The 22,065-nt window shown below is 50.8% G+C and carries 17 protein-coding genes; 11 read left to right on the top strand and 6 right to left on the bottom strand.

All coding sequences use genetic code 11. The features are described from left to right. Nucleotides 1-26: 26 nt before the first annotated feature. Complete coding sequence (gene yqeC / locus OQV04_RS03860; RefSeq protein ID WP_001307989.1) at nt 27-797, bottom strand: selenium cofactor biosynthesis protein YqeC; 771 nt, start codon at nt 795-797, stop codon at nt 27-29. Between the two features lie 102 nt (nt 798-899). Between yqeC and mocA the strand changes: the two genes are divergently transcribed. The 8 genes from mocA (at nt 900) to ghxQ (ending at nt 14,228) form a co-directional block, all read left to right on the top strand. Continuing rightward, entirely contained in the window at nt 900-1,478 is a 579-nt protein-coding gene (gene mocA, locus OQV04_RS03855; protein ID WP_001272850.1) for a molybdenum cofactor cytidylyltransferase, read from the top strand. Between the two features lie 321 nt (nt 1,479-1,799). Continuing rightward, entirely contained in the window at nt 1,800-4,898 is a 3,099-nt protein-coding gene (gene ygfK, locus OQV04_RS03850) for a putative selenate reductase subunit YgfK (protein WP_247806622.1), read from the top strand. A gap of 2 nt (nt 4,899-4,900) precedes the next feature. Continuing rightward, complete coding sequence (gene ssnA, locus OQV04_RS03845) at nt 4,901-6,229, top strand: putative aminohydrolase SsnA (RefSeq protein ID WP_032281545.1); 1,329 nt, start codon at nt 4,901-4,903, stop codon at nt 6,227-6,229. A 50-nt stretch (nt 6,230-6,279) separates the two neighbouring features. Continuing rightward, nucleotides 6,280-7,059: a molybdopterin-dependent oxidoreductase FAD-binding subunit gene (ygfM, locus tag OQV04_RS03840; protein ID WP_032281546.1), complete on the top strand. Its 780-nt coding sequence runs from the start codon at nt 6,280-6,282 to the stop codon at nt 7,057-7,059. Beyond that, nucleotides 7,056-9,926 carry a molybdopterin-dependent oxidoreductase Mo/Fe-S-binding subunit gene (locus OQV04_RS03835; protein WP_032281547.1) on the top strand — a complete coding sequence of 957 codons (2,871 nt, stop codon included), beginning with the start codon at nt 7,056-7,058 and terminating at the stop codon, nt 9,924-9,926. Before ygfM ends, OQV04_RS03835 begins: the two co-directional genes overlap by 4 nt. 164 nt (nt 9,927-10,090) lie before the next feature. Continuing rightward, on the top strand, nt 10,091-11,491 hold the full coding sequence (gene xanQ, locus OQV04_RS03830) for a xanthine/proton symporter XanQ (RefSeq protein WP_001280192.1): 1,401 nt from the start codon (nt 10,091-10,093) through the stop codon (nt 11,489-11,491). A 17-nt stretch (nt 11,492-11,508) separates the two neighbouring features. Beyond that, a complete protein-coding gene (guaD, locus tag OQV04_RS03825) occupies nt 11,509-12,825 on the top strand; it encodes a guanine deaminase (RefSeq protein WP_001299798.1) in 1,317 nt (438 codons plus the stop codon). A 35-nt stretch (nt 12,826-12,860) separates the two neighbouring features. Beyond that, nucleotides 12,861-14,228: a guanine/hypoxanthine transporter GhxQ gene (gene ghxQ / locus OQV04_RS03820; RefSeq protein ID WP_000012163.1), complete on the top strand. Its 1,368-nt coding sequence runs from the start codon at nt 12,861-12,863 to the stop codon at nt 14,226-14,228. Between the two features lie 35 nt (nt 14,229-14,263). Here the strand turns inward: ghxQ and OQV04_RS03815 are convergent, their stop codons facing one another. Both OQV04_RS03815 and ygfT read right to left on the bottom strand, forming a co-directional pair. Continuing rightward, nucleotides 14,264-14,752: a 4Fe-4S dicluster domain-containing protein gene (locus OQV04_RS03815; RefSeq protein ID WP_000838411.1), complete on the bottom strand. Its 489-nt coding sequence runs from the start codon at nt 14,750-14,752 to the stop codon at nt 14,264-14,266. Next, nucleotides 14,752-16,671 (bottom strand): formate-dependent uric acid utilization protein YgfT, encoded by a 1,920-nt coding sequence (gene ygfT / locus OQV04_RS03810; protein ID WP_032288286.1) that lies wholly within the window; start codon nt 16,669-16,671, stop codon nt 14,752-14,754. The genes OQV04_RS03815 and ygfT overlap by 1 nt, the downstream gene beginning before the upstream one ends. A 435-nt stretch (nt 16,672-17,106) precedes the next feature. On the opposite strand from ygfT, the gene uacT reads away from it, so the two are divergent. Both uacT and yqfG read left to right on the top strand, forming a co-directional pair. Further along, on the top strand, nt 17,107-18,555 hold the full coding sequence (gene uacT, locus OQV04_RS03805) for a urate/proton symporter UacT (RefSeq protein WP_032281549.1): 1,449 nt from the start codon (nt 17,107-17,109) through the stop codon (nt 18,553-18,555). Between the two features lies 1 nt (nt 18,556). Further along, a complete protein-coding gene (gene yqfG / locus OQV04_RS03800) occupies nt 18,557-18,682 on the top strand; it encodes a protein YqfG (protein ID WP_001488323.1) in 126 nt (41 codons plus the stop codon). Here the strand turns inward: yqfG and OQV04_RS03795 are convergent. Further along, on the bottom strand, nt 18,679-18,750 hold the full coding sequence (locus OQV04_RS03795; RefSeq protein ID WP_120795390.1) for a protein YqfH: 72 nt from the start codon (nt 18,748-18,750) through the stop codon (nt 18,679-18,681). The two genes, yqfG and OQV04_RS03795, sit on opposite strands and share 4 nt — an antisense overlap. A gap of 54 nt (nt 18,751-18,804) precedes the next feature. Between OQV04_RS03795 and idi the strand changes: the two genes are divergently transcribed. Next, nucleotides 18,805-19,353 (top strand): isopentenyl-diphosphate Delta-isomerase, encoded by a 549-nt coding sequence (idi, locus tag OQV04_RS03790; protein ID WP_001192818.1) that lies wholly within the window; start codon nt 18,805-18,807, stop codon nt 19,351-19,353. Nucleotides 19,354-19,395: 42 nt separating this feature from the next. Here the strand turns inward: idi and lysS are convergent, their stop codons facing one another. Both lysS and prfB read right to left on the bottom strand, forming a co-directional pair. Next, on the bottom strand, nt 19,396-20,913 hold the full coding sequence (gene lysS / locus OQV04_RS03785) for a lysine--tRNA ligase (protein WP_000003071.1): 1,518 nt from the start codon (nt 20,911-20,913) through the stop codon (nt 19,396-19,398). A gap of 9 nt (nt 20,914-20,922) precedes the next feature. Next, a protein-coding gene (gene prfB, locus OQV04_RS03780; RefSeq protein WP_099145329.1) for a peptide chain release factor 2 occupies nt 20,923-22,021 on the bottom strand; the annotation gives its coding sequence in 2 pieces (ribosomal slippage) (nt 20,923-21,945 and nt 21,947-22,021; 1,098 coding nt in all). Nucleotides 22,022-22,065 lie beyond the last annotated feature (44 nt).

Genomic DNA, 22,065 nt, shown 5'->3' with positions numbered 1-22,065 from the left:
TTCAGTAACCCGGAATACCCGGGCCGCTAATTCACAAATCTGCGCGCGATTGCAGGATGTTCTTGTATATCGCCCAGCCAGATTGCCTCTACGTCATGTTGTTGCAGCGGTTGAAGGAGCTCGCTTTGTGCAATCGCATTCTCACATTGAGAAAAACGGTTAATGAACCAGACTCGCCGACAACCTTGCGGTACGTTTTTAAACGCCCCCTGAGGGTGGCGAACCAGCGCAACGAGATCGCTCAGTTGCAAGGTTGCATCAGGTGTTAACCCGGTAATATCAGCAAACTGCGACCAGCGATGGACATTTTCTGTGCTCACTTTCGCGCCCAAAGTATGTCCTCCCATCACAGCAATCACGCAGCAACTGCTTTTGGGTATGCAAGGTTCGTGCTCATCAGGCGCTTTTAACGGCATTCCACGCGAGCCATCTGCTTCAATGAGAATTACGTCACACTCTGGTCGTTGCACCAGTGCATCAATCGCTTCTGGCGTAAATCCCTGCACTTTTCCCTGGTTCGCTTTCCAGCTGTGAAAACAAAATGAAATGGGGGATGTAAGAGACGCATGAGGAAGCATGGCGGGATCACGACAGAAAACCACGGGCCAGTGTGACTTTGGCATAAACATATGTGTCGTCGTAGTGATTAACACACGCCTGCCGCGAGTCTGGAGCAGTTCTGCCAGCCAAAAAAGCAAGCTGGTTTTCCCCCCAGCACCAACAACAGAAATCACAGTGGGACGTTTCTGCGCACCTAAATCAATGAATAATGCCGATGGGTCAACTATACTTTTCACGAGTCTTTATGACCTCTCTGGGATAAATTACCCCCAACTTAATCCATCAGGAAGTAACGCAATTATCAGGCGTTATTAGCCCCTATAAATAATGGAACCACTATGTCAGCCATCGACTGTATAATTACCGCTGCCGGATTATCATCAAGAATGGGGCAATGGAAAATGATGTTACCCTGGCAACAGGGAACAATTCTTGATACAAGTATCAAAAATGCGTTGCAGTTTTGTAGCCGAATTATTTTAGTCACCGGCTATCGTGGTAATGAACTGCACGAACGTTATGCGAACCAGAGTAATATCACTATTATTCACAACCCAGATTATGCCCAGGGTTTACTAACATCAGTCAAGGCCGCAGTACCCGCAGTGCAAACAGAACATTGTTTTCTCACCCACGGTGACATGCCAACCCTCACCATTGATATTTTTAGAAAAATCTGGTCGTTACGAAATGATGGCGCAATACTGCCACTCCATAATGGCATCCCCGGCCATCCGATTTTAGTGTCAAAACCATGCTTGATGCAGGCATTCCAGCGACCCAATGTCACCAATATGCGTCAGGCACTCCTTATGGGAGATCATTATTCCGTCGAAATAGAAAATGCAGAAATAATTTTAGATATTGATACTCCGGACGACTTTATTACAGCGAAGAAAAGGTATACTGAAATTTAGAAAACGTAGTTAAACGATTGCGTTCAAATATTTAACCCCTCCAGCACTCTTTATCATAATGATAAGGAATCACTGATTTTGAGAAAAGAGAAAAAGTGATAAATGGGCTGGCAATAATAATTTTCAGGAGTGATTTTAATTCTCATTTGGCACCTGTGAGTTCATTCACAAAAAGCCCTTAAGTTTCGAGCCGCCTCACATTTTTTTATATTTCCCGCCAAACCTGGCAAGAGTGGTGCGATTGTTGCTCTATCCCCCTAAACCACCGGATTTCTCAACACCGGTCACTCAATGATATCTGTATAAGCTAAGGAGAGGGTTATGGGGGATATTATGCGTCCCATTCCGTTTGAGGAACTTTTGACGCGCATATTTGATGAATACCAACAACAACGCTCAATCTTTGGTATTCCCGAGCAACAGTTTTACTCACCCGTAAAAGGTAAAACTGTTAGCGTCTTCGGTGAAACCTGTGCCACTCCCGTCGGCCCTGCCGCTGGCCCGCACACGCAGCTCGCGCAAAATATTGTCACTTCCTGGCTGACTGGCGGACGCTTCATCGAACTAAAAACCGTCCAAATTCTTGACTGCCTGGAGCTGGAAAAGCCTTGTATCGATGCCGAAGACGAGTGCTTTAACACCGAATGGTCTACCGAATTTACCCTGCTTAAAGCCTGGGATGAATACCTCAAAGCCTGGTTTGCCCTGCACCTTCTCGAAGCGATCTTCCAGCCTTCTGATTCCGGTAAATCGTTCATCTTTAATATGAGCGTTGGTTACAACCTCGAAGGTATTAAGCAACCGCCGATGCAACAGTTCATCGACAATATGATGGACGCATCTGACCATCCGAAATTCGCGCAATATCGCGATACGCTGAATAAATTACTCCAGGATGACGCATTTTTAGCCCGCCACGGATTGCAGGAAAAACGCGAAAGCTTGCAAGCCTTACCCGCTCGCATCCCCACCAGTATGGTGCAGGGCGTCACCCTCTCCACCATGCACGGCTGTCCTCCGCATGAAATCGAAGCCATTTGCCGCTACATGCTGGAAGAAAAAGGGCTCAACACCTTTGTCAAACTTAACCCGACCTTACTCGGGTACGCGCGTGTTCGTGAGATCCTCGATGTCTGCGGTTTCGGTTACATAGGCTTAAAAGAAGAGTCATTTGATCACGACCTCAAGCTGACGCAAGCACTGGAAATGCTGGAACGCCTGATGGCACTGGCAAAAGAAAAATCACTCGGCTTTGGCGTAAAACTGACTAACACTCTCGGCACCATCAACAATAAAGGCGCACTGCCCGGTGAAGAGATGTATATGTCAGGCCGTGCGCTGTTCCCGCTCTCCATCAATGTTGCAGCAGTTCTCTCTCGCGCCTTTGACGGCAAACTGCCCATTTCTTATTCCGGTGGTGCCAGTCAGCTGACTATCCGCGATATTTTTGATACAGGTATTCGCCCTATTACTATGGCAACCGACCTGCTGAAACCTGGCGGCTATCTGCGCTTAAGTGCCTGCATGCGCGAGCTGGAAGGCTCCGACGCCTGGGGACTTGACCATGTTGACGTCGAACGACTGAACAGACTGGCAGCAGACGCGTTAACCATGGAATACACCCAGAAACACTGGAAGCCAGAAGAGCGTATTGAAGTGGCAGAAGACCTGCCGCTGACCGACTGCTACGTTGCCCCCTGTGTTACTGCCTGCGCTATCAAGCAAGATATTCCGGAATACATCCGTCTGCTTGGCGAACACCGCTATGCCGACGCGCTGGAACTCATCTACCAACGCAACGCCCTACCTGCCATTACCGGTCATATTTGCGATCACCAGTGCCAATACAACTGTACCCGCCTGGATTACGACAGTGCGCTGAATATCCGCGAACTGAAAAAAGTCGCGCTGGAAAAAGGTTGGGATGAATATAAGCAACGTTGGCACAAACCAGCCGGTTCTGGTTCACGCCATCCGGTTGCCGTGATTGGTGCAGGTCCGGCGGGTCTGGCAGCAGGTTACTTTCTTGCCAGAGCGGGCCATCCGGTTACGCTGTTTGAACGCGAAGCCAATGCAGGCGGCGTGGTGAAAAATATCATCCCTCAGTTCCGTATTCCTGCAGAGTTAATTCAGCACGATATCGATTTTATTGCCGCTCACGGCGTGAAATTTGAGTATGGCTGCCCACCCGATTTAACCGTTGAACAGTTAAAAAATCAGGGCTTCCATTATGTTCTGATTGCCACAGGCACCGACAAAAATAGCGGTGTGAAACTGGCGGGCGACAACCAAAATGTCTGGAAATCACTCCCCTTCCTGCGTGAATACAACAAGGGTACAGCGCTCAAGCTGGGCAAACATGTGGTCGTTGTCGGGGCGGGTAACACCGCAATGGACTGCGCTCGTGCGGCGTTACGCGTTCCAGGCGTAGAAAAAGCAACGATCGTTTACCGTCGTTCACTGCAAGAGATGCCCGCATGGCGCGAAGAGTATGAAGAAGCGTTGCACGACGGCGTGGAGTTCCGTTTCCTGAACAATCCGGAACGTTTCGATGCTGATGGCACCTTAACCTTGCGCGTTATGTCGCTTGGCGAACCGGATGAGAAAGGTCGTCGTCGTCCGGTTGAAACCAACGAAACAGTAACACTGCTTGTAGACAGCCTGATCACCGCCATTGGTGAACAGCAGGATACTGAAGCCCTGAATGCGATGGGCGTGCCGCTGGACAAAAACGGCTGGCCAGACGTCGACCATAATGGCGAAACTCGTCTGACTGACGTCTTTATGATCGGCGACGTACAGCGCGGACCATCCTCCATTGTCGCTGCTGTCGGAACCGCGCGTCGGGCGACCGATGCCATCCTTAGTCGGGAAAATATCCGTTCCCACCAGAACGATAAATACTGGAACAACGTCAATCCGGCGGAAATCTATCAACGTAAAGGCGATATCTCTATCACGCTGGTGAACAGTGACGATCGTGACGCGTTTGTCGCCCAGGAAGCCGCTCGCTGCCTCGAATGTAACTACGTTTGCAGCAAGTGTGTGGATGTCTGCCCGAACCGCGCCAACGTCTCCATTGCGGTCCCAGGCTTCCAGAACCGTTTCCAGACGCTGCACCTCGACGCTTACTGTAACGAATGCGGCAACTGCGCTCAGTTCTGTCCGTGGAACGGTAAACCATACAAAGACAAAATCACCGTCTTCAGCCTGGCGCAAGACTTTGATAACAGCAGCAACCCAGGCTTCCTTGTGGAAGATTGCCGGGTACGAGTACGTCTGAATAACCAAAGCTGGGTGTTAAACATCGACAGCAAAGGTCAGTTTAACAACGTACCACCGGAGCTGAACGATATGTGCCGCATCATCAGCCATGTCCACCAGCATCATCATTATATGCTGGGCCGCGTGGAGGTGTAATCATGTTGATTCTGAAGAATGTCACCGCAGTGCAGTTACACCCGGCGAAAGTGCAGGAAGGCGTTGATATCGCTATCGAAAATGATGTGATTGTCGCTATCGGAGATGCCCTGACGCAACGCTATCCCGATGCCAGCTACAAAGAGATGCATGGTCGGATTGTGATGCCGGGAATTGTCTGCTCGCACAACCATTTTTACTCGGGGCTTTCCCGCGGAATTATGGCAAACATCGCCCCTTGCCCGGATTTCATCTCAACGCTGAAAAATCTCTGGTGGCGGCTCGATCGCGCCCTTGATGAAGAGTCGCTCTATTACAGCGGACTGATTTGTTCCCTGGAAGCGATTAAGAGCGGATGTACATCGGTTATCGATCACCATGCCTCTCCGGCGTATATCGGCGGGTCGCTCTCCACATTGCGCGACGCATTTTTAAAAGTTGGCCTGCGCGCGATGACCTGTTTTGAAACTACTGACCGTAACAACGGCATCAAAGAGTTGCAGGAAGGTGTAGAAGAAAACATCCGCTTCGCCCGTCAGATTGATGAGGCGAAGAAAGCAGCAACCGAGCCGTATCTGGTGGAAGCACATATCGGTGCTCACGCGCCGTTTACCGTGCCAGATGCCGGTCTGGAGATGCTGCGTGAAGCCGTGAAAGCCACAGGCCGTGGTTTGCATATTCACGCTGCGGAAGACCTTTACGACGTTTCCTACAGTCACCACTGGTACGGCAAAGACCTGCTGGCACGACTGGCGCAATTCGATCTCATCGACAGCAAAACGCTGGTCGCTCATGGGCTGTACTTGTCGAAAGATGACATCGCCCTACTCAATCAGCGCGATGCGTTCCTGGTGCATAACGCCCGTTCAAACATGAACAACCATGTCGGCTACAACCATCACCTTAGCGACATCCGCAATCTGGCATTGGGAACAGATGGCATTGGTTCGGACATGTTTGAAGAGATGAAATTTGCCTTCTTTAAACATCGCGACGCGGGTGGTCCGCTGTGGCCTGACAGTTTTGCCAAAGCCCTGACTAACGGTAACGAACTGATGAGCCGCAACTTTGGCGCGAAATTTGGGCTTCTGGAAGCCGGTTACAAAGCTGATTTAACCATTTGCGATTACAACTGGCCGACGCCGCTGCTGGCAGACAATATCGCCGGGCATATCGCTTTCGGTATGGGCTCAGGCAGCGTTCACAGCGTGATGGTCAATGGTGTGATGGTCTATGAAGACCGTCAGTTTAACTTCGATTGCGATTCCATTTATGCACAAGCCAGAAAAGCCGCTGCCAGTATGTGGCGTCGGATGGATGCGCTGGCATAAATGACAGATGCCCTCTTCCCGCAGGGAAGAGGGTTAAATAAGGAAAGAAGATGATTGAACAATTTTTCAGGCCCGACTCTGTCGAACAGGCGCTGGAACTGAAGCGCCGCTACCAGGATGAAGCCGTCTGGTTCGCCGGGGGCAGCAAACTCAATGCTACACCAACCCGTACCGATAAAAAGATTGCCATCTCCTTACAGGATCTGGAACTGGACTGGGTTGACTGGGATAACGGTGCACTGCGGATTGGCGCAATGTCTCGCTTGCAGCCACTGCGTGATGCGCGATTTATTCCTGCAGCGCTGCGTGAAGCCCTCGGTTTTGTTTACTCACGCCATGTTCGTAATCAGTCGACCATTGGTGGTGAAATCGCCGCCCGGCAGGAAGAGTCGGTGCTGCTTCCCGTCCTGCTGGCACTGGATGCTGAACTGGTTTTTGGCAACGGCGAAACGCTGTCAATCGAGGACTACCTGACCTGCCCATGCGATCGCCTGCTAACCGAAATTATCATTAAAGATCCGTATCGCACCTGTGCGACCCGCAAAATTAGCCGTTCTCAGGCAGGTTTAACCGTCGTGACGGCAGCCGTTGCAATAACAGACCACGACGGTATGCGAATTGCGCTGGATGGCGTCGCCAGTAAAGCACTGCGTCTGCACGATATCGAAAAACAAAATCTGGAAGGCAATGCACTTGAACAGGCTGTCGCCAACGCCATTTTCCCGCAGGAAGATTTGCGGGGCAGCGTGGCCTATAAACGCTATATCACGGGAGTTCTGGTAGCCGACCTGTATGCCGACTGCCAACAGGCTGGGGAGGAAGCCGTATGATCATCCACTTTACTTTAAATGGCGCGCCTCAGGAGCTAACCGTTAATCCAGGCGAAAACGTGCAAAAGCTATTGTTTAACATGGGAATGCACTCTGTACGCAACAGTGATGATGGCTTCGGGTTTGCCGGTTCTGACGCAATAATCTTTAACGGTAATATCGTTAACGCGTCCTTGCTTATTGCCGCACAGTTAGAGAAGGCAGATATTCGTACCGCAGAATCTCTGGGCAAATGGAACGAGTTAAGTCTGGTTCAACAGGCAATGGTTGATGTTGGCGTGGTGCAGTCTGGTTATAACGATCCAGCTGCAGCTCTGATTATCACAGATCTTCTCGATCGCATCGCCGCACCTACCCGCGTAGAGATCGACGACGCGCTCTCAGGTCTGTTTAGCCGCGATGCTGGCTGGCAGCAATACTATCAGGTCATTGAACTGGCGGTTGCACGTAAAAATAATCCGCAGGCCACCATTGATATCGCTCCGACTTTCCGTGACGACCTTGAAGTCATTGGCAAGCATTATCCTAAAACTGATGCCGCAAAAATGGTGCAGGCGAAGCCCTGCTATGTTGAAGACCGCGTAACGGCTGACGCCTGCGTCATTAAAATGTTACGTAGCCCACACGCTCACGCACTGATTACTCATCTGGATGTCAGCAAAGCTGAAGCCTTACCGGGCGTCGTTCACGTTATTACTTATCTGAATTGCCCGGATATCTACTATACCCCGGGGGGGCAGAGCGCGCCGGAACCGTCACCGCTTGACCGCCGTATGTTCGGCAAGAAAATGCGTCACGTCGGCGATCGTGTTGCTGCGGTGGTCGCAGAAAGTGAAGAAATTGCGCTCGAAGCACTGAAGCTTATCGACGTTGAATATGAAGTGCTTAAGCCGGTAATGTCGATCGACGAAGCAATGGCGGAAGATGCGCCTGTCGTGCACGATGAACCGGTGGTGTATGTTGCTGGTGCGCCAGATACTCTGGAAGACGATAACAGCCATGCAGCCCAGCGCGGCGAGCATATGATCATTAACTTCCCGATCGGTTCTCGCCCCCGCAAAAATATCGCCGCCAGTATTCATGGTCATATTGGCGATATGGACAAAGGCTTTGCCGATGCCGATGTGATCATTGAGCGAACCTATAACTCAACGCAGGCGCAGCAGTGCCCGACTGAAACACATATCTGCTTTACCCGCATGGATGGCGATCGTCTGGTTATCCACGCCTCCACCCAGGTACCATGGCACTTACGCCGCCAGGTCGCGCGCCTCGTGGGCATGAAACAGCATAAAGTTCATGTCATTAAAGAGCGAGTTGGCGGCGGTTTTGGTTCCAAACAGGACATCCTGCTGGAAGAAGTGTGCGCATGGGCAACCTGCGTGACCGGGCGTCCGGTACTGTTCCGCTACACCCGTGAAGAAGAGTTTATTGCTAACACCTCTCGTCACGTCGCGAAAGTCACCGTCAAACTGGGAGCGAAAAAAGATGGTCGCCTGACGGCAGTGAAGATGGATTTCCGCGCCAACACTGGCCCTTACGGCAACCACTCACTCACCGTACCGTGTAACGGACCGGCGCTGTCGCTGCCCTTATATCCGTGCGATAACGTCGATTTCCAGGTCACCACCTACTACAGCAACATTTGCCCAAATGGTGCTTATCAGGGTTATGGCGCACCGAAAGGTAACTTCGCTATCACCATGGCATTAGCGGAACTTGCTGAACAGTTACAGATCGACCAACTGGAAATTATCGAACGTAACCGGGTACACGAAGGGCAAGAGCTGAAAATTCTCGGTGCAATCGGTGAAGGTAAAGCGCCAACCTCAGTTCCTTCCGCCGCCAGCTGCGCACTGGAAGAGATCCTGCGTCAGGGTCGCGAGATGATCCAATGGTCGTCACCGAAACCGCAAAATGGTGACTGGCACATCGGTCGCGGCGTCGCCATTATCATGCAGAAATCGGGTATCCCGGATATCGATCAGGCTAACTGCATGATCAAACTGGAATCGGACGGCACCTTTATCGTTCATTCTGGCGGTGCGGATATTGGTACTGGTCTGGATACTGTAGTGACGAAACTGGCAGCAGAAGTGCTGCACTGCCCACCGCAGGACGTGCATGTTATCTCCGGTGATACCGATCATGCGTTGTTTGATAAAGGCGCATATGCCTCGTCCGGTACTTGCTTCTCGGGTAACGCGGCGCGTTTGGCAGCGGAAAATCTGCGGGAGAAAATTCTGTTCCACGGCGCGCAAATGTTGGGTGAGCCAGTGGCAGATGTTCAACTAGCAACGCCGGGCGTCGTGCGCGGCAAGAAAGGCGAAGTTAGTTTCGGGGATATTGCCCATAAAGGCGAAACCGGCACCGGCTTTGGTTCACTGGTGGGAACTGGCAGTTATATCACGCCTGATTTCGCTTTCCCGTATGGCGCAAACTTCGCTGAAGTTGCCGTCAACACGCGTACGGGTGAAATCCGCCTGGATAAATTCTACGCCTTGCTGGACTGCGGTACACCGGTCAATCCAGAGTTAGCGTTGGGACAAATCTACGGGGCCACCCTGCGTGCTATCGGCCACAGTATGAGCGAAGAGATCATTTATGACGCCGAAGGTCACCCGTTAACGCGTGATTTACGCAGTTACGGCGCACCGAAAATTGGTGACATTCCGCGTGATTTCCGCGCTGTGTTGGTGCCGAGCGACGATAAAGTCGGCCCGTTCGGGGCGAAATCGATCTCGGAAATTGGTGTAAATGGCGCAGCTCCGGCGATTGCTACCGCAATTCACGATGCCTGCGGCATCTGGTTACGCGAATGGCATTTCACACCGGAGAAAATACTCACCGCGCTGGAAAAAATATAAGTAATAAATGGCCGCTTCGGCGGCCTGTTTCTCTGTTTGAACGATGACTAAATAGTGACTGCGAAAATGAGATAAGCCGTTCTCAAGGCGTCCTGCGCCCCAAATTCGTGGGAATTTATTTTACTAATTCAGATGATCAAATTTACTTTAAAAGGAGTGAAGGGATGTCTGATATAAACCATGCAGGTTCTGACCTTATATTTGAACTGGAGGATCGCCCTCCCTTTCATCAGGCTCTCGTTGGTGCCATTACCCATCTGTTGGCAATTTTCGTTCCGATGGTAACCCCCGCGTTAATCGTGGGTGCGGCCTTACAGCTTTCCGCTGAAACAACCGCCTATCTTGTTTCTATGGCGATGATCGCCTCTGGTATTGGTACCTGGTTACAAGTAAACCGCTACGGCATCGTCGGTTCTGGCCTACTCTCAATTCAGTCAGTCAATTTTTCATTTGTTACGGTCATGATTGCGCTGGGCAGCAGCATGAAAAGCGACGGTTTTCACGAAGAGTTAATCATGTCGTCGCTTCTCGGCGTCTCCTTCGTTGGCGCATTTCTGGTTGTCGGATCTTCATTTATCTTGCCCTATTTACGTCGGGTTATTACGCCTACCGTCAGCGGTATTGTGGTACTGATGATCGGCTTAAGCCTGATTAAAGTCGGCATTATCGATTTTGGTGGAGGATTTGCAGCCAAAAGCAGCGGTACGTTCGGCAATTACGAACATCTCGGCGTTGGTTTATTGGTTTTAATTGTGGTGATCGGCTTTAACTGCTGTCGCAGTCCGTTGCTACGCATGGGAGGGATCGCCATTGGGCTATGTGTCGGCTATATCGCATCGTTATGCCTGGGCATGGTGGATTTCAGCAGTATGCGCAATTTGCCGTTAATCACCATCCCGCATCCGTTCAAATACGGCTTTAGTTTTAGCTTCCATCAGTTCCTGGTGGTTGGCACGATTTATCTGCTTAGCGTGCTGGAAGCAGTCGGCGATATCACCGCCACGGCAATGGTTTCCCGCCGCCCCATTCAGGGGGAAGAGTATCAGTCCCGACTGAAAGGCGGCGTGCTGGCAGATGGTCTGGTTTCTGTTATCGCCTCCGCTGTTGGTTCATTACCATTAACCACGTTTGCGCAAAATAATGGGGTTATTCAGATGACTGGCGTCGCTTCACGTTATGTCGGGCGAACCATCGCGGTAATGCTGGTTATCCTCGGCTTATTTCCGATGATTGGCGGCTTCTTCACGACCATTCCCTCGGCAGTTCTGGGAGGCGCAATGACGTTGATGTTTTCCATGATTGCCATCGCTGGGATTCGCATCATCATCACCAACGGATTAAAGCGGCGTGAAACACTTATTGTCGCCACTTCTTTAGGTTTAGGGCTTGGCGTCTCCTACGATCCCGAAATTTTTAAAATATTGCCAGCCTCTATTTATGTATTAGTTGAAAACCCTATTTGTGCTGGCGGGTTAACTGCGATTTTATTAAATATTATCCTCCCTGGTGGCTACCGACAGGAAAACGTTCTGCCTGGTATTACCTCAGCGGAAGAGATGGATTAACAGTAAAGGAGTCAATGATGTCAGGAGAACACACGTTAAAAGCGGTACGAGGCAGTTTTATTGATGTCACCCGTACGGTCGATAACCCGGAAGAGATTGCCTCTGCGCTGCGGTTTATTGAGGATGGTTTATTACTCATTAAACAGGGAAAAGTGGAATGGTTTGGCGAATGGGAAAACGGAAAGCATCAAATTCCTGACACCATTCGCGTGCGCGACTATCGCGGCAAACTGATAGTACCGGGCTTTGTCGATACACATATCCATTATCCGCAAAGTGAAATGGTGGGGGCCTATGGTGAGCAATTGCTGGAGTGGTTGAATAAACACACCTTCCCTACTGAACGTCGTTATGAGGATTTAGAGTACGCCCGCGAAATGTCGGCGTTCTTCATCAAGCAGCTTTTACGTAACGGAACCACCACGGCGCTGGTGTTTGGCACTGTTCATCCGCAATCCGTTGATGCGCTGTTTGAAGCCGCCAGTCATATCAATATGCGTATGATTGCCGGTAAGGTGATGATGGACCGTAACGCACCGGATTATCTGCTCGACACTGCCGAAAGCAGCTATCACCAAAGCAAAGAACTGATTGAACGCTGGCACAAAAATGGTCGTCTGCTATATGCGATTACACCACGCTTCGCCCCTACTTCTTCTCCTGAACAGATGGCGATGGCGCAACGCCTGAAAGAGGAATATCCGGATACGTGGGTACATACCCATCTCTGTGAAAACAAAGATGAAATTGCCTGGGTGAAATCGCTTTATCCTGACCATGATGGTTATCTGGATGTTTACCATCAGTACGGCCTGACCGGTAAAAACTGTGTCTTTGCTCACTGCGTCCATCTCGAAGAAAAAGAGTGGGATCGTCTCAGCGAAACCAAATCCAGCATTGCTTTCTGTCCGACCTCCAACCTTTACCTCGGCAGCGGCTTATTCAACTTGAAAAAAGCATGGCAGAAGAAAGTCAAAGTGGGCATGGGAACGGATATCGGTGCCGGAACCACTTTCAACATGCTGCAAACGCTGAACGAAGCCTACAAAGTGTTGCAATTACAAGGCTATCGCCTCTCGGCATATGAAGCGTTTTACCTGGCCACGCTCGGCGGAGCGAAATCTCTGGGCCTTGACGATTTGATTGGCAACTTTTTACCTGGCAAAGAGGCTGATTTCGTGGTGATGGAACCCACCGCCACTCCGCTACAGCAGCTGCGCTATGACAACTCTGTTTCTTTAGTCGACAAATTGTTCGTGATGATGACGTTGGGCGATGACCGTTCGATCTACCGCACCTACGTTGATGGTCGTCTGGTGTACGAACGCAACTAATAATAAAACTTTAACATCCTCGTGAGGACATCATTATGTCTGGAGACATCCTACAAACACCGGACGCACCAAAGCCACAGGGCGCGCTGGATAATTATTTTAAAATTACCGCTCGTGGCAGTACCGTTCGTCAGGAAGTACTGGCTGGCTTAACGACCTTTCTGGCTATGGTTTATTCCGTTATCGTCGTTCCGGGAATGCTGGGCAAAGCAGGTTTTCCTCCCGCAGCTGTGTTTGTTGCCACCTGTCTGGTCGCGGGCTTCGGCTCGTTGCTGATGGGATTATGGGCCAATTTGCCAATGGCGATTGGTTGCGCGATTTCCTTGACGGCGTTTACCGCATTCAGTCTGGTACTCGGGCAACAAATTAGCGTTCCTGTCGCACTGGGCGCGGTATTTCTGATGGGCGTCATCTTCACCGCCATTTCCGTAACCGGTGTGCGTACCTGGATCTTACGTAATTTGCCGATGGGTATCGCTCACGGTACAGGTATCGGTATCGGGCTGTTTCTGCTGCTGATTGCTGCTAACGGTGTGGGTATGGTTATCAAAAACCCGATTGAAGGCTTGCCAGTGGCGCTCGGTGCGTTTACCTCCTTCCCGGTGATGATGAGCTTGCTGGGGCTGGCGGTCATCTTCGGTCTGGAGAAGTGTCGCGTACCCGGCGGGATCTTGTTGGTGATTATTGCAATTTCGATCATCGGCTTAATCTTTGACCCAGCGGTGAAATACCACGGTCTGGTGGCGATGCCAAGCCTGACTGGCGAAGATGGTAAGTCTCTGATTTTCAGCCTCGATATTATGGGCGCACTCCAGCCAACTGTACTTCCGAGTGTACTGGCATTGGTGATGACCGCAGTGTTCGACGCTACTGGCACCATCCGTGCCGTCGCCGGTCAGGCGAATTTGTTGGATAAAGACAACCAGATCATCAACGGCGGCAAAGCCCTGACCAGTGACTCTGTAAGTTCAATATTCTCCGGCCTGGTGGGCGCAGCGCCCGCAGCGGTTTATATCGAATCAGCGGCAGGAACCGCCGCCGGGGGTAAAACAGGGTTAACCGCAACCGTAGTGGGGGCGTTATTCCTGCTGATTCTGTTCTTATCACCGCTGTCATTTTTGATCCCTGGTTACGCCACTGCACCCGCTCTGATGTACGTAGGTTTGCTGATGTTAAGTAACGTCTCGAAGCTGGATTTCAATGATTTTATTGACGCTATGGCTGGCCTGGTGTGTGCCGTGTTCATCGTTCTGACTTGTAATATCGTTACCGGTATCATGCTGGGCTTTGTGACACTGGTCGTAGGCCGCGTCTTTGCACGCGAATGGCAAAAGCTGAATATTGGTACGGTGATCATTACTGCCGCACTGGTCGCATTTTACGCGGGTGGTTGGGCAATCTAATAGATTCTCCGCGCCTTTCAGCGCGGAGATTTCTTTCACAGAGGATTCTCACCGCTGGCAACAATACGCTGCTGGCGGACTCGCCTGAGTTCTCTTTCAGTAAGCAACTGCAGCGCCTGTGTTGGGCAAGATTCAACGCAGGCTGGCCCCTCTTCCCGCTGTTCACAGAGATCGCATTTCACGATTTGTTGCCGGGTATCCCCCGGCAGCGACTGAATGGTGATCATTCCAAACGGGCACGCACTGACGCAACTCTGACAGCCAATACAACGGGCAGAATTGGTCTGCACCACCTGCTCGCCCATCGTCAGCGCCCCCACGGGGCAAGCGCCAACACAAGGGGCGTTTTCACATTGGTGGCACATCACCGGCGCACTGATGCAGTCCAGTCGCTGTACCTTCAGCCGGGGTAAAAAGATATCGGCATTCAACTCCTGTTCTGAAGGGTGAGCGACCACACAGGCCACTTCACAAGTACGGCAGCCAATACAGTCAGCCGGATTAACGATAATTAACGATTTCATCACGATGCCTTCGTATCAAACAGAGTTAACATATCGCGCGCCGCCTGCCTTCCTGCGGCCATGGCAGTGACAACCAGATCCGCGCCATGAACTGCATCCCCACCAGCAAAGACTTTTTTCAGATGCGTCTGGGTAGGTAAATACCCAACGTCGCCGGTTTGAATCAGGCCCCATTTATCGAGTTTAATTCCGCTGCCCTGCAACCACGGCATGGCATGCGCCTGGAAACCAAAGGCCATAATGAGAACATCGGCGGGCAATTCAAACTCTGAACCCGCAACCGGACGAGGACGACGGCGACCATCCGGCCCCGGCTCACCCATGGCGGTACGAATCAGGCCCACCGCAGTTAAACGCCCATCTTCGTCACAAGCGATATATTGCGGCTGAACATTGAATTGAAACTCGACACCTTCCTCGCGCGCATTGACCACCTCTTTGCGCGAGCCCGGCATACTGACTTCATCACGACGATACGCGCAGGTCACGCTGGCGGCATTGAGGCGGATGGAAGTCCGCAAACAATCCATTGTCGTATCGCCACCGCCCAATACCACGACTCGCTTACCTTCCACGTCCGTCAGCGGATACTCTTCAGACTCCGGCAATCCCATGAGCTGGCGGGTATGGGCAGTCAGGAACGGTAGAGCCTGAATGACACCGGGCGCATCTTCATGCGGCAGATCTGCTCGCATCATCCCGTAAGTCCCCACGCCGATGAAAACTGCATCATATTCAGAAGTTAAATCGCTAAAGGTAATATCGCGGCCAATTTCACAGTTAAGATGAAAGTCGATTCCCATTGCGGTGAATATCTCTCGCCGCTGGCTTAATACCGTTTTATCGAGTTTGAAAGGAGGTATGCCAAAAGTCAGCATACCGCCAATTTCTGGATGGCGATCAAAGACATCAACCTGAACTCCTGCGCGCGCCAGAATATCAGCACACCCTAACCCTGCTGGTCCAGCGCCAATCACCGCCACTTTTTCGCTACGGGGAACAACTTTGCTGACATCGGGACGCCAGCCCATCGCCAGCGCGGTATCGGTGATGTAGCGTTCCAGATTACCGATAGAGACTGCGCCAGAGTGATCTTTCAAAGTACATGCGCCTTCACAAAGACGGTCCTGTGGACATACCCTGCCGCAGATTTCTGGTAAGGAACTGGTCTGGTGGCAAAGTTCTGCCGCTTCAATAATCTTTCCTTCCTGTACCAGACGGATGTAATCCGGAATAGCGTTATGCAGCGGGCAATGCCAGTTGCAGTTAGCTTTTTCGGCACAATAAACACAGCGGTCACTCTCATAAGTCGCTTGTTGTGGATCCAGCCCGCAATAGATTTCGCCAAAGTGGTTTTTCCGTTCACTTGCTGAAATTTTATCTGCGCCTTTACGCGAGTTAACGGGGAGCAACGCTGCACTGCGAGATGGCTGAGCGTCTGATGACGCTTTTCCTGCTGCCGTTTTGCGCTGGCGGGCCACCTTTATCTGCTGTAACCCTTTATCGTCCATCAGTCGTAACGCCTGTGTTGGGCAAACTTCAATACAGGCTTGCGTGCCGGAACTGCGCTGTTTACAAAGGTCGCATTTCTGCGCAATCGTATCGACCATCTCAACGACGCCAAAGGGGCAAGCGATTGCGCATCTTTTACAACCAATACATTTTTGCTCGTCCAGTTGTACGCTATCGGACTGGAAAGTCAGAGCATTAACCGGACAAGCCGTAACGCAAGGGGCATTGTTGCAGTGATGGCAGGCCACCGGATTCGCAGCCAGGCCTTTCCCTACAACGTGGATACGTGGTCGAAAGTCACTGTGACTCAGCGGCCAGTTTTCTTGATTGTGTGCCACCGCACAGGCAATTTCACAAGCATGACAGCCTATACATTCCGCAGCTTCAGCAGCGATAAACTTATTCATTTGCATCCCTTTCATTTAATGAGTTATGTCTTCTCAAATTTCGCGATGCAATAAACGGGCATATATTAGGTAGCATGACCGTTTTAATTATAATTTTGCGACTGAGTTCAAATTATTGCCCCTCAATCTATGCCGCTTTCATTATTTCAACATTGCCGATCAAAAGAGCGCTATCCAGATAAAAACGATTAAATGCGAGAGTGCGACATGCCAGAATGATTAATGAAATATCAATATGAGAAAATTACAGATAATTCCATTGTCAGGTTCTCTTGTCATTTTCGTGGTTTAAGCACGATTATGTGATTGCCTCCGCAATTCCTGTCTCTAACTCCCCTTCCTCGCAAAAACTGGCACTCCACGAGCATGTGTTTAGACAGTTTCATTAACGTAAACGGTTGCTTTTTACTCTGGCGGGCGAAAGGAGAAACACTGATGAGCGCCATAGATTCCCAACTTCCCTCATCTTCTGGGCAAGACCGCCCAACTGATGAGGTTGACCGCATATTATCACCAGGAAAGCTGATCATACTCGGTCTGCAACACGTCCTTGTCATGTACGCAGGTGCAGTCGCTGTTCCTCTTATGATTGGTGACCGACTGGGCCTCTCAAAAGAAGCTATTGCGATGCTCATTAGCTCGGATCTCTTTTGCTGCGGGATCGTCACATTATTGCAATGTATCGGTATCGGCCGCTTTATGGGGATCCGCCTGCCGGTGATTATGTCGGTGACCTTTGCTGCTGTAACACCAATGATAGCCATTGGGATGAACCCGGATATCGGCCTGCTGGGGATATTTGGTGCCACTATCGCCGCGGGTTTTATCACCACATTATTAGCGCCACTTATCGGTCGCTTGATGCCTTTATTCCCGCCACTGGTTACCGGTGTGGTTATTACTTCTATCGGACTTAGCATCATTCAGGTGGGTATTGACTGGGCCGCCGGAGGTAAAGGGAATCCGCAATATGGTAATCCCGTTTATTTAGGTATCTCCTTTGCCGTCTTAATTTTTATCTTGCTCATTACTCGCTATGCGAAAGGATTTATGTCCAACGTCGCCGTATTACTGGGGATTGTATTTGGCTTTTTACTTTCGTGGATGATGAATGAAGTCAATTTATCCGGGCTACATGATGCCTCGTGGTTTGCGATTGTTACGCCGATGTCGTTTGGTATGCCGATTTTCGATCCCGTTTCCATTCTGACCATGACTGCCGTGTTAATCATCGTGTTTATCGAGTCGATGGGGATGTTCCTGGCACTGGGTGAAATAGTCGGTCGTAAACTCTCTTCGCACGATATTATTCGCGGGCTGCGTGTCGATGGCGTAGGGACAATGATAGGCGGAACGTTTAACAGCTTCCCCCATACGTCATTTTCTCAAAACGTTGGCCTGGTTAGCGTGACGCGCGTTCATAGCCGCTGGGTGTGTATTTCTTCGGGAATTATATTAATCCTGTTTGGCATGGTGCCAAAAATGGCGGTGCTGGTAGCCTCCATTCCGCAATTTGTGCTGGGCGGCGCTGGTCTGGTGATGTTCGGCATGGTACTGGCGACAGGGATTCGAATTCTGTCGAGCTGTAACTACACCACCAACCGTTACAACCTCTATATTGTGGCGATCAGTCTCGGCGTTGGCATGACTCCGACGCTCTCTCACGATTTCTTTTCTAAGTTACCGGCCGTACTGCAACCGCTGCTACATAGCGGCATTATGCTCGCAACCCTTAGCGCCGTTGTGCTGAATGTCTTCTTTAATGGCTATCAGCATCATGCTGACCTGGTGAAGGAATCCGTCTCTGATAAAGATTTAAAAGTCAGGACAGTACGTATGTGGCTTCTGATGCGCAAGCTGAAGAAAAATGAGCATGGAGAATAATATGAGTTTTTTAATGCGCGCTATATTCAGTCTGCTGTTGCTTTTTACTCTCTCTATTCCTGTCATTTCTGACTGTGTTGCAATGGCCATTGAAAGTCGCTTCAAATATATGATGCTACTTTTTTAAATGGTTTTTACCTGTCGACATCCGCTCAAAACGGGCGGTTGTCGATAAACGCTCACTTGGTTAATCATTTCACTCTTCAATTATCTATAATGATGAGTGATCAGAATTACATGTGAGAAATTATGCAAACGGAACACGTCATTTTATTGAATGCACAGGGAGTTCCCACGGGTACGCTGGAAAAGTATGCCGCACACACGGCAGACACCCGCTTACATCTCGCGTTCTCCAGTTGGCTGTTTAATGCCAAAGGACAATTATTAGTTACCCGTCGCGCTCTGAGCAAAAAAGCATGGCCTGGCGTGTGGACTAACTCGGTTTGTGGGCACCCACAACTGGGAGAAAGCAACGAAGACGCGGTGATCCGCCGTTGCCGTTATGAGCTTGGCGTGGAAATTACGCCTCCTGAATCTATCTATCCTGACTTTCGCTATCGCGCCACCGATCCGAATGGCATTGTGGAAAATGAAGTGTGTCCGGTATTTGCCGCACGCACCACCAGTGCGTTACAGATCAACGATGATGAAGTGATGGATTATCAATGGTGTGATTTAGCTGATGTATTACGCGGTATTGATGCCACGCCATGGGCGTTCAGTCCGTGGATGGTGATGCAGGCGACAAATCGCGAAGCCAGAATACGATTATCTGCATTTACCCAGCTTAAATAAAAAACCCCGACATTTGCCGGGGTTGTGAGCATAACGTAATGCTTATTTCACCGGACGCATCGCCGGGAACAGAATAACGTCGCGGATGGTATGGCTGTTGGTGAACAGCATTACCATACGGTCGATGCCAATCCCCAGACCTGCTGTCGGCGGTAAGCCATGTTCCAGTGCGGTAACGTAATCTTCATCGTAGAACATCGCTTCGTCGTCACCTGCGTCTTTCGCGGCAACCTGATCCAGGAAGCGTTGCGCCTGATCTTCCGCGTCATTCAGCTCGCTAAAGCCGTTACCGATTTCACGACCACCAATGAAGAACTCAAAGCGGTCTGTGATTTCCGGGTTAACGTCGTTACGACGCGCCAGCGGAGAAACTTCTGCCGGATATTCAGTAATGAAGGTCGGCTGAATCAGATGTGCTTCTGCCACTTCTTCGAAGATCTCGGTAACGATACGGCCCAGACCCCAGCTCTTCTCAACGTGGATACCGATAGATTCAGCAATCGCTTTTGCAGAGTCGAAGTTGTCCAGATCCGCCATGTCGGTTTCCGGGCGATATTTCTTGATCGCTTCACGCATGGTCAGTTTTTCGAACGGTTTACCGAAGTCCAGCGTCACGTCGCCGTAGGTCACTTCCGTCTTACCGAGAATATCCTGTGCCAGAGTACGGAACAGCGATTCGGTCAGCTCAATCAGATCTTTGTAATCTGCGTAAGCCATATAGAGTTCCATCATGGTGAACTCTGGGTTATGACGTACGGAAATACCTTCGTTACGGAAGTTACGGTTGATTTCGAATACACGCTCGAATCCACCAACCACCAGACGCTTGAGGTACAGTTCCGGCGCGATACGCAGGTACATGTCGAGATCCAGCGCGTTATGGTGGGTGATAAACGGACGCGCAGCGGCACCGCCTGGGATCACCTGCATCATCGGCGTTTCAACTTCCATAAAGCCGCGGTTCACCATGAACTGGCGAATACCAGAGAGGATCTGCGAGCGCACTTTAAAGGTGTTACGGGATTCATCGTTAGAGATGAGATCCAGATAACGCTGACGATAGCGCGCTTCCTGATCCTGCAAGCCGTGGAATTTATCCGGCAGCGGACGCAGTGCTTTGGTCAGTAGACGCAGCTCGGTACAGTGGATAGACAGTTCGCCGGTTTTGGTTTTGAACAGTTTACCTTTCGCGCCGAGGATGTCGCCGAGGTCCCATTTTTTGAACTGCTCGTTGTAAACGCCTTCCGGCAGATCGTCACGGGCAACGTACAGCTGAATGCGACCGCCAACGTCCTGCAGGGTAACGAAAGACGCTTTACCCATAATACGACGGGTCATCATGCGGCCAGCAACGGCGACTTCGATGTTCAGCGCTTCCAGTTCTTCGTTCTCTTTGCCGTCGAATTCTGCGTGCAATTGGTCAGAGGTATGATCGCGACGGAAATCGTTCGGGAAGGCAATCCCCTGCTCGCGCAGGTTCGCCAGCTTCTCACGACGCGTTTTCAGTTCATTGTTAAGATCGACTACCGCGTCAGCGCCCTGTGCGTGTTGTTCAGACATGTTGGTTCCTCATAACCCTGCTTTCAAACTTGCTTCGATAAATTGATCCAGGCTGCCGTCCAGCACGGCCTGCGTGTTGCGGGTTTCTACCCCGGTGCGCAGATCTTTAATGCGGGAGTCATCAAGGACATAAGAACGAATCTGGCTGCCCCAGCCGATGTCGGATTTGTTATCTTCCATCGCCTGTTTCTCGGCATTTTTCTTCTGCATCTCCAGTTCATAAAGCTTCGCTTTCATCTGCTTCATGGCCTGGTCTTTGTTCTTGTGCTGGGAACGGTCGTTCTGGCACTGGGTCACGATCCCGGTTGGGATGTGAGTAATACGCACCGCAGATTCGGTACGGTTAACGTGCTGACCGCCCGCGCCGGACGCGCGATAAACGTCAATGCGCAGATCCGCCGGGTTGATTTCGATATCAATATCGTCATCGACTTCCGGGTAAACAAACGCGGAGCTGAACGACGTATGGCGACGACCGCCGGAGTCAAACGGGCTTTTACGCACCAGGCGGTGAACGCCGGTTTCTGTACGCAGCCAGCCGTAAGCGTAATCGCCGGAGATTTTGATAGTCACGGATTTAATACCCGCCACTTCACCTTCCGACTCTTCGATGATTTCAGTTTTGAAACCACGCGATTCTGCCCAGCGCAGATACATACGCTCAAGCATGCTCGCCCAGTCCTGTGCTTCCGTACCGCCAGACCCCGCCTGAATATCGAGGTAGCAGTCGGCGCTGTCATATTCGCCAGAGAACATACGGCGGAACTCAAGCTGCGCTAGTTTTTCTTCCAGGGCGTCGAGTTCAGCAACGGCTTCGTTAAAGGTTTCTTCGTCGTTAGCTTCTACAGCCAGTTCCAGCAGACCAGAAACATCTTCCAGTCCCTGTTTCATTTGGTCGAGGGTGTCGACAACGGCTTCGAGGGAGGAACGCTCTTTACCCAGCGCCTGTGCGCGTTCGGGTTCGTTCCAGACATCCGGCTGTTCCAGCTCGGCGTTTACTTCTTCCAGACGCTCTTTCTTGGCGTCGTAGTCAAAGATACCCCCTAAGAACGTCGGAGCGTTCCGTGAGGTCCTGAATGCGATTATTTACCGGATTAATTTCAAACATGGTCTGATTTCTTTTATTGAGCTAGTCAAAATGCGGTGATAAGA

The organism is Escherichia sp. Lx600-2, assembly GCF_036662595.1.
Taxonomy (GTDB): Bacteria; Pseudomonadota; Gammaproteobacteria; order Enterobacterales; family Enterobacteriaceae; genus Escherichia; species Escherichia coli.
Note: the sequence above shows the minus strand (reverse complement) of the source record. Positions and strands in the feature narration are given on the sequence as shown.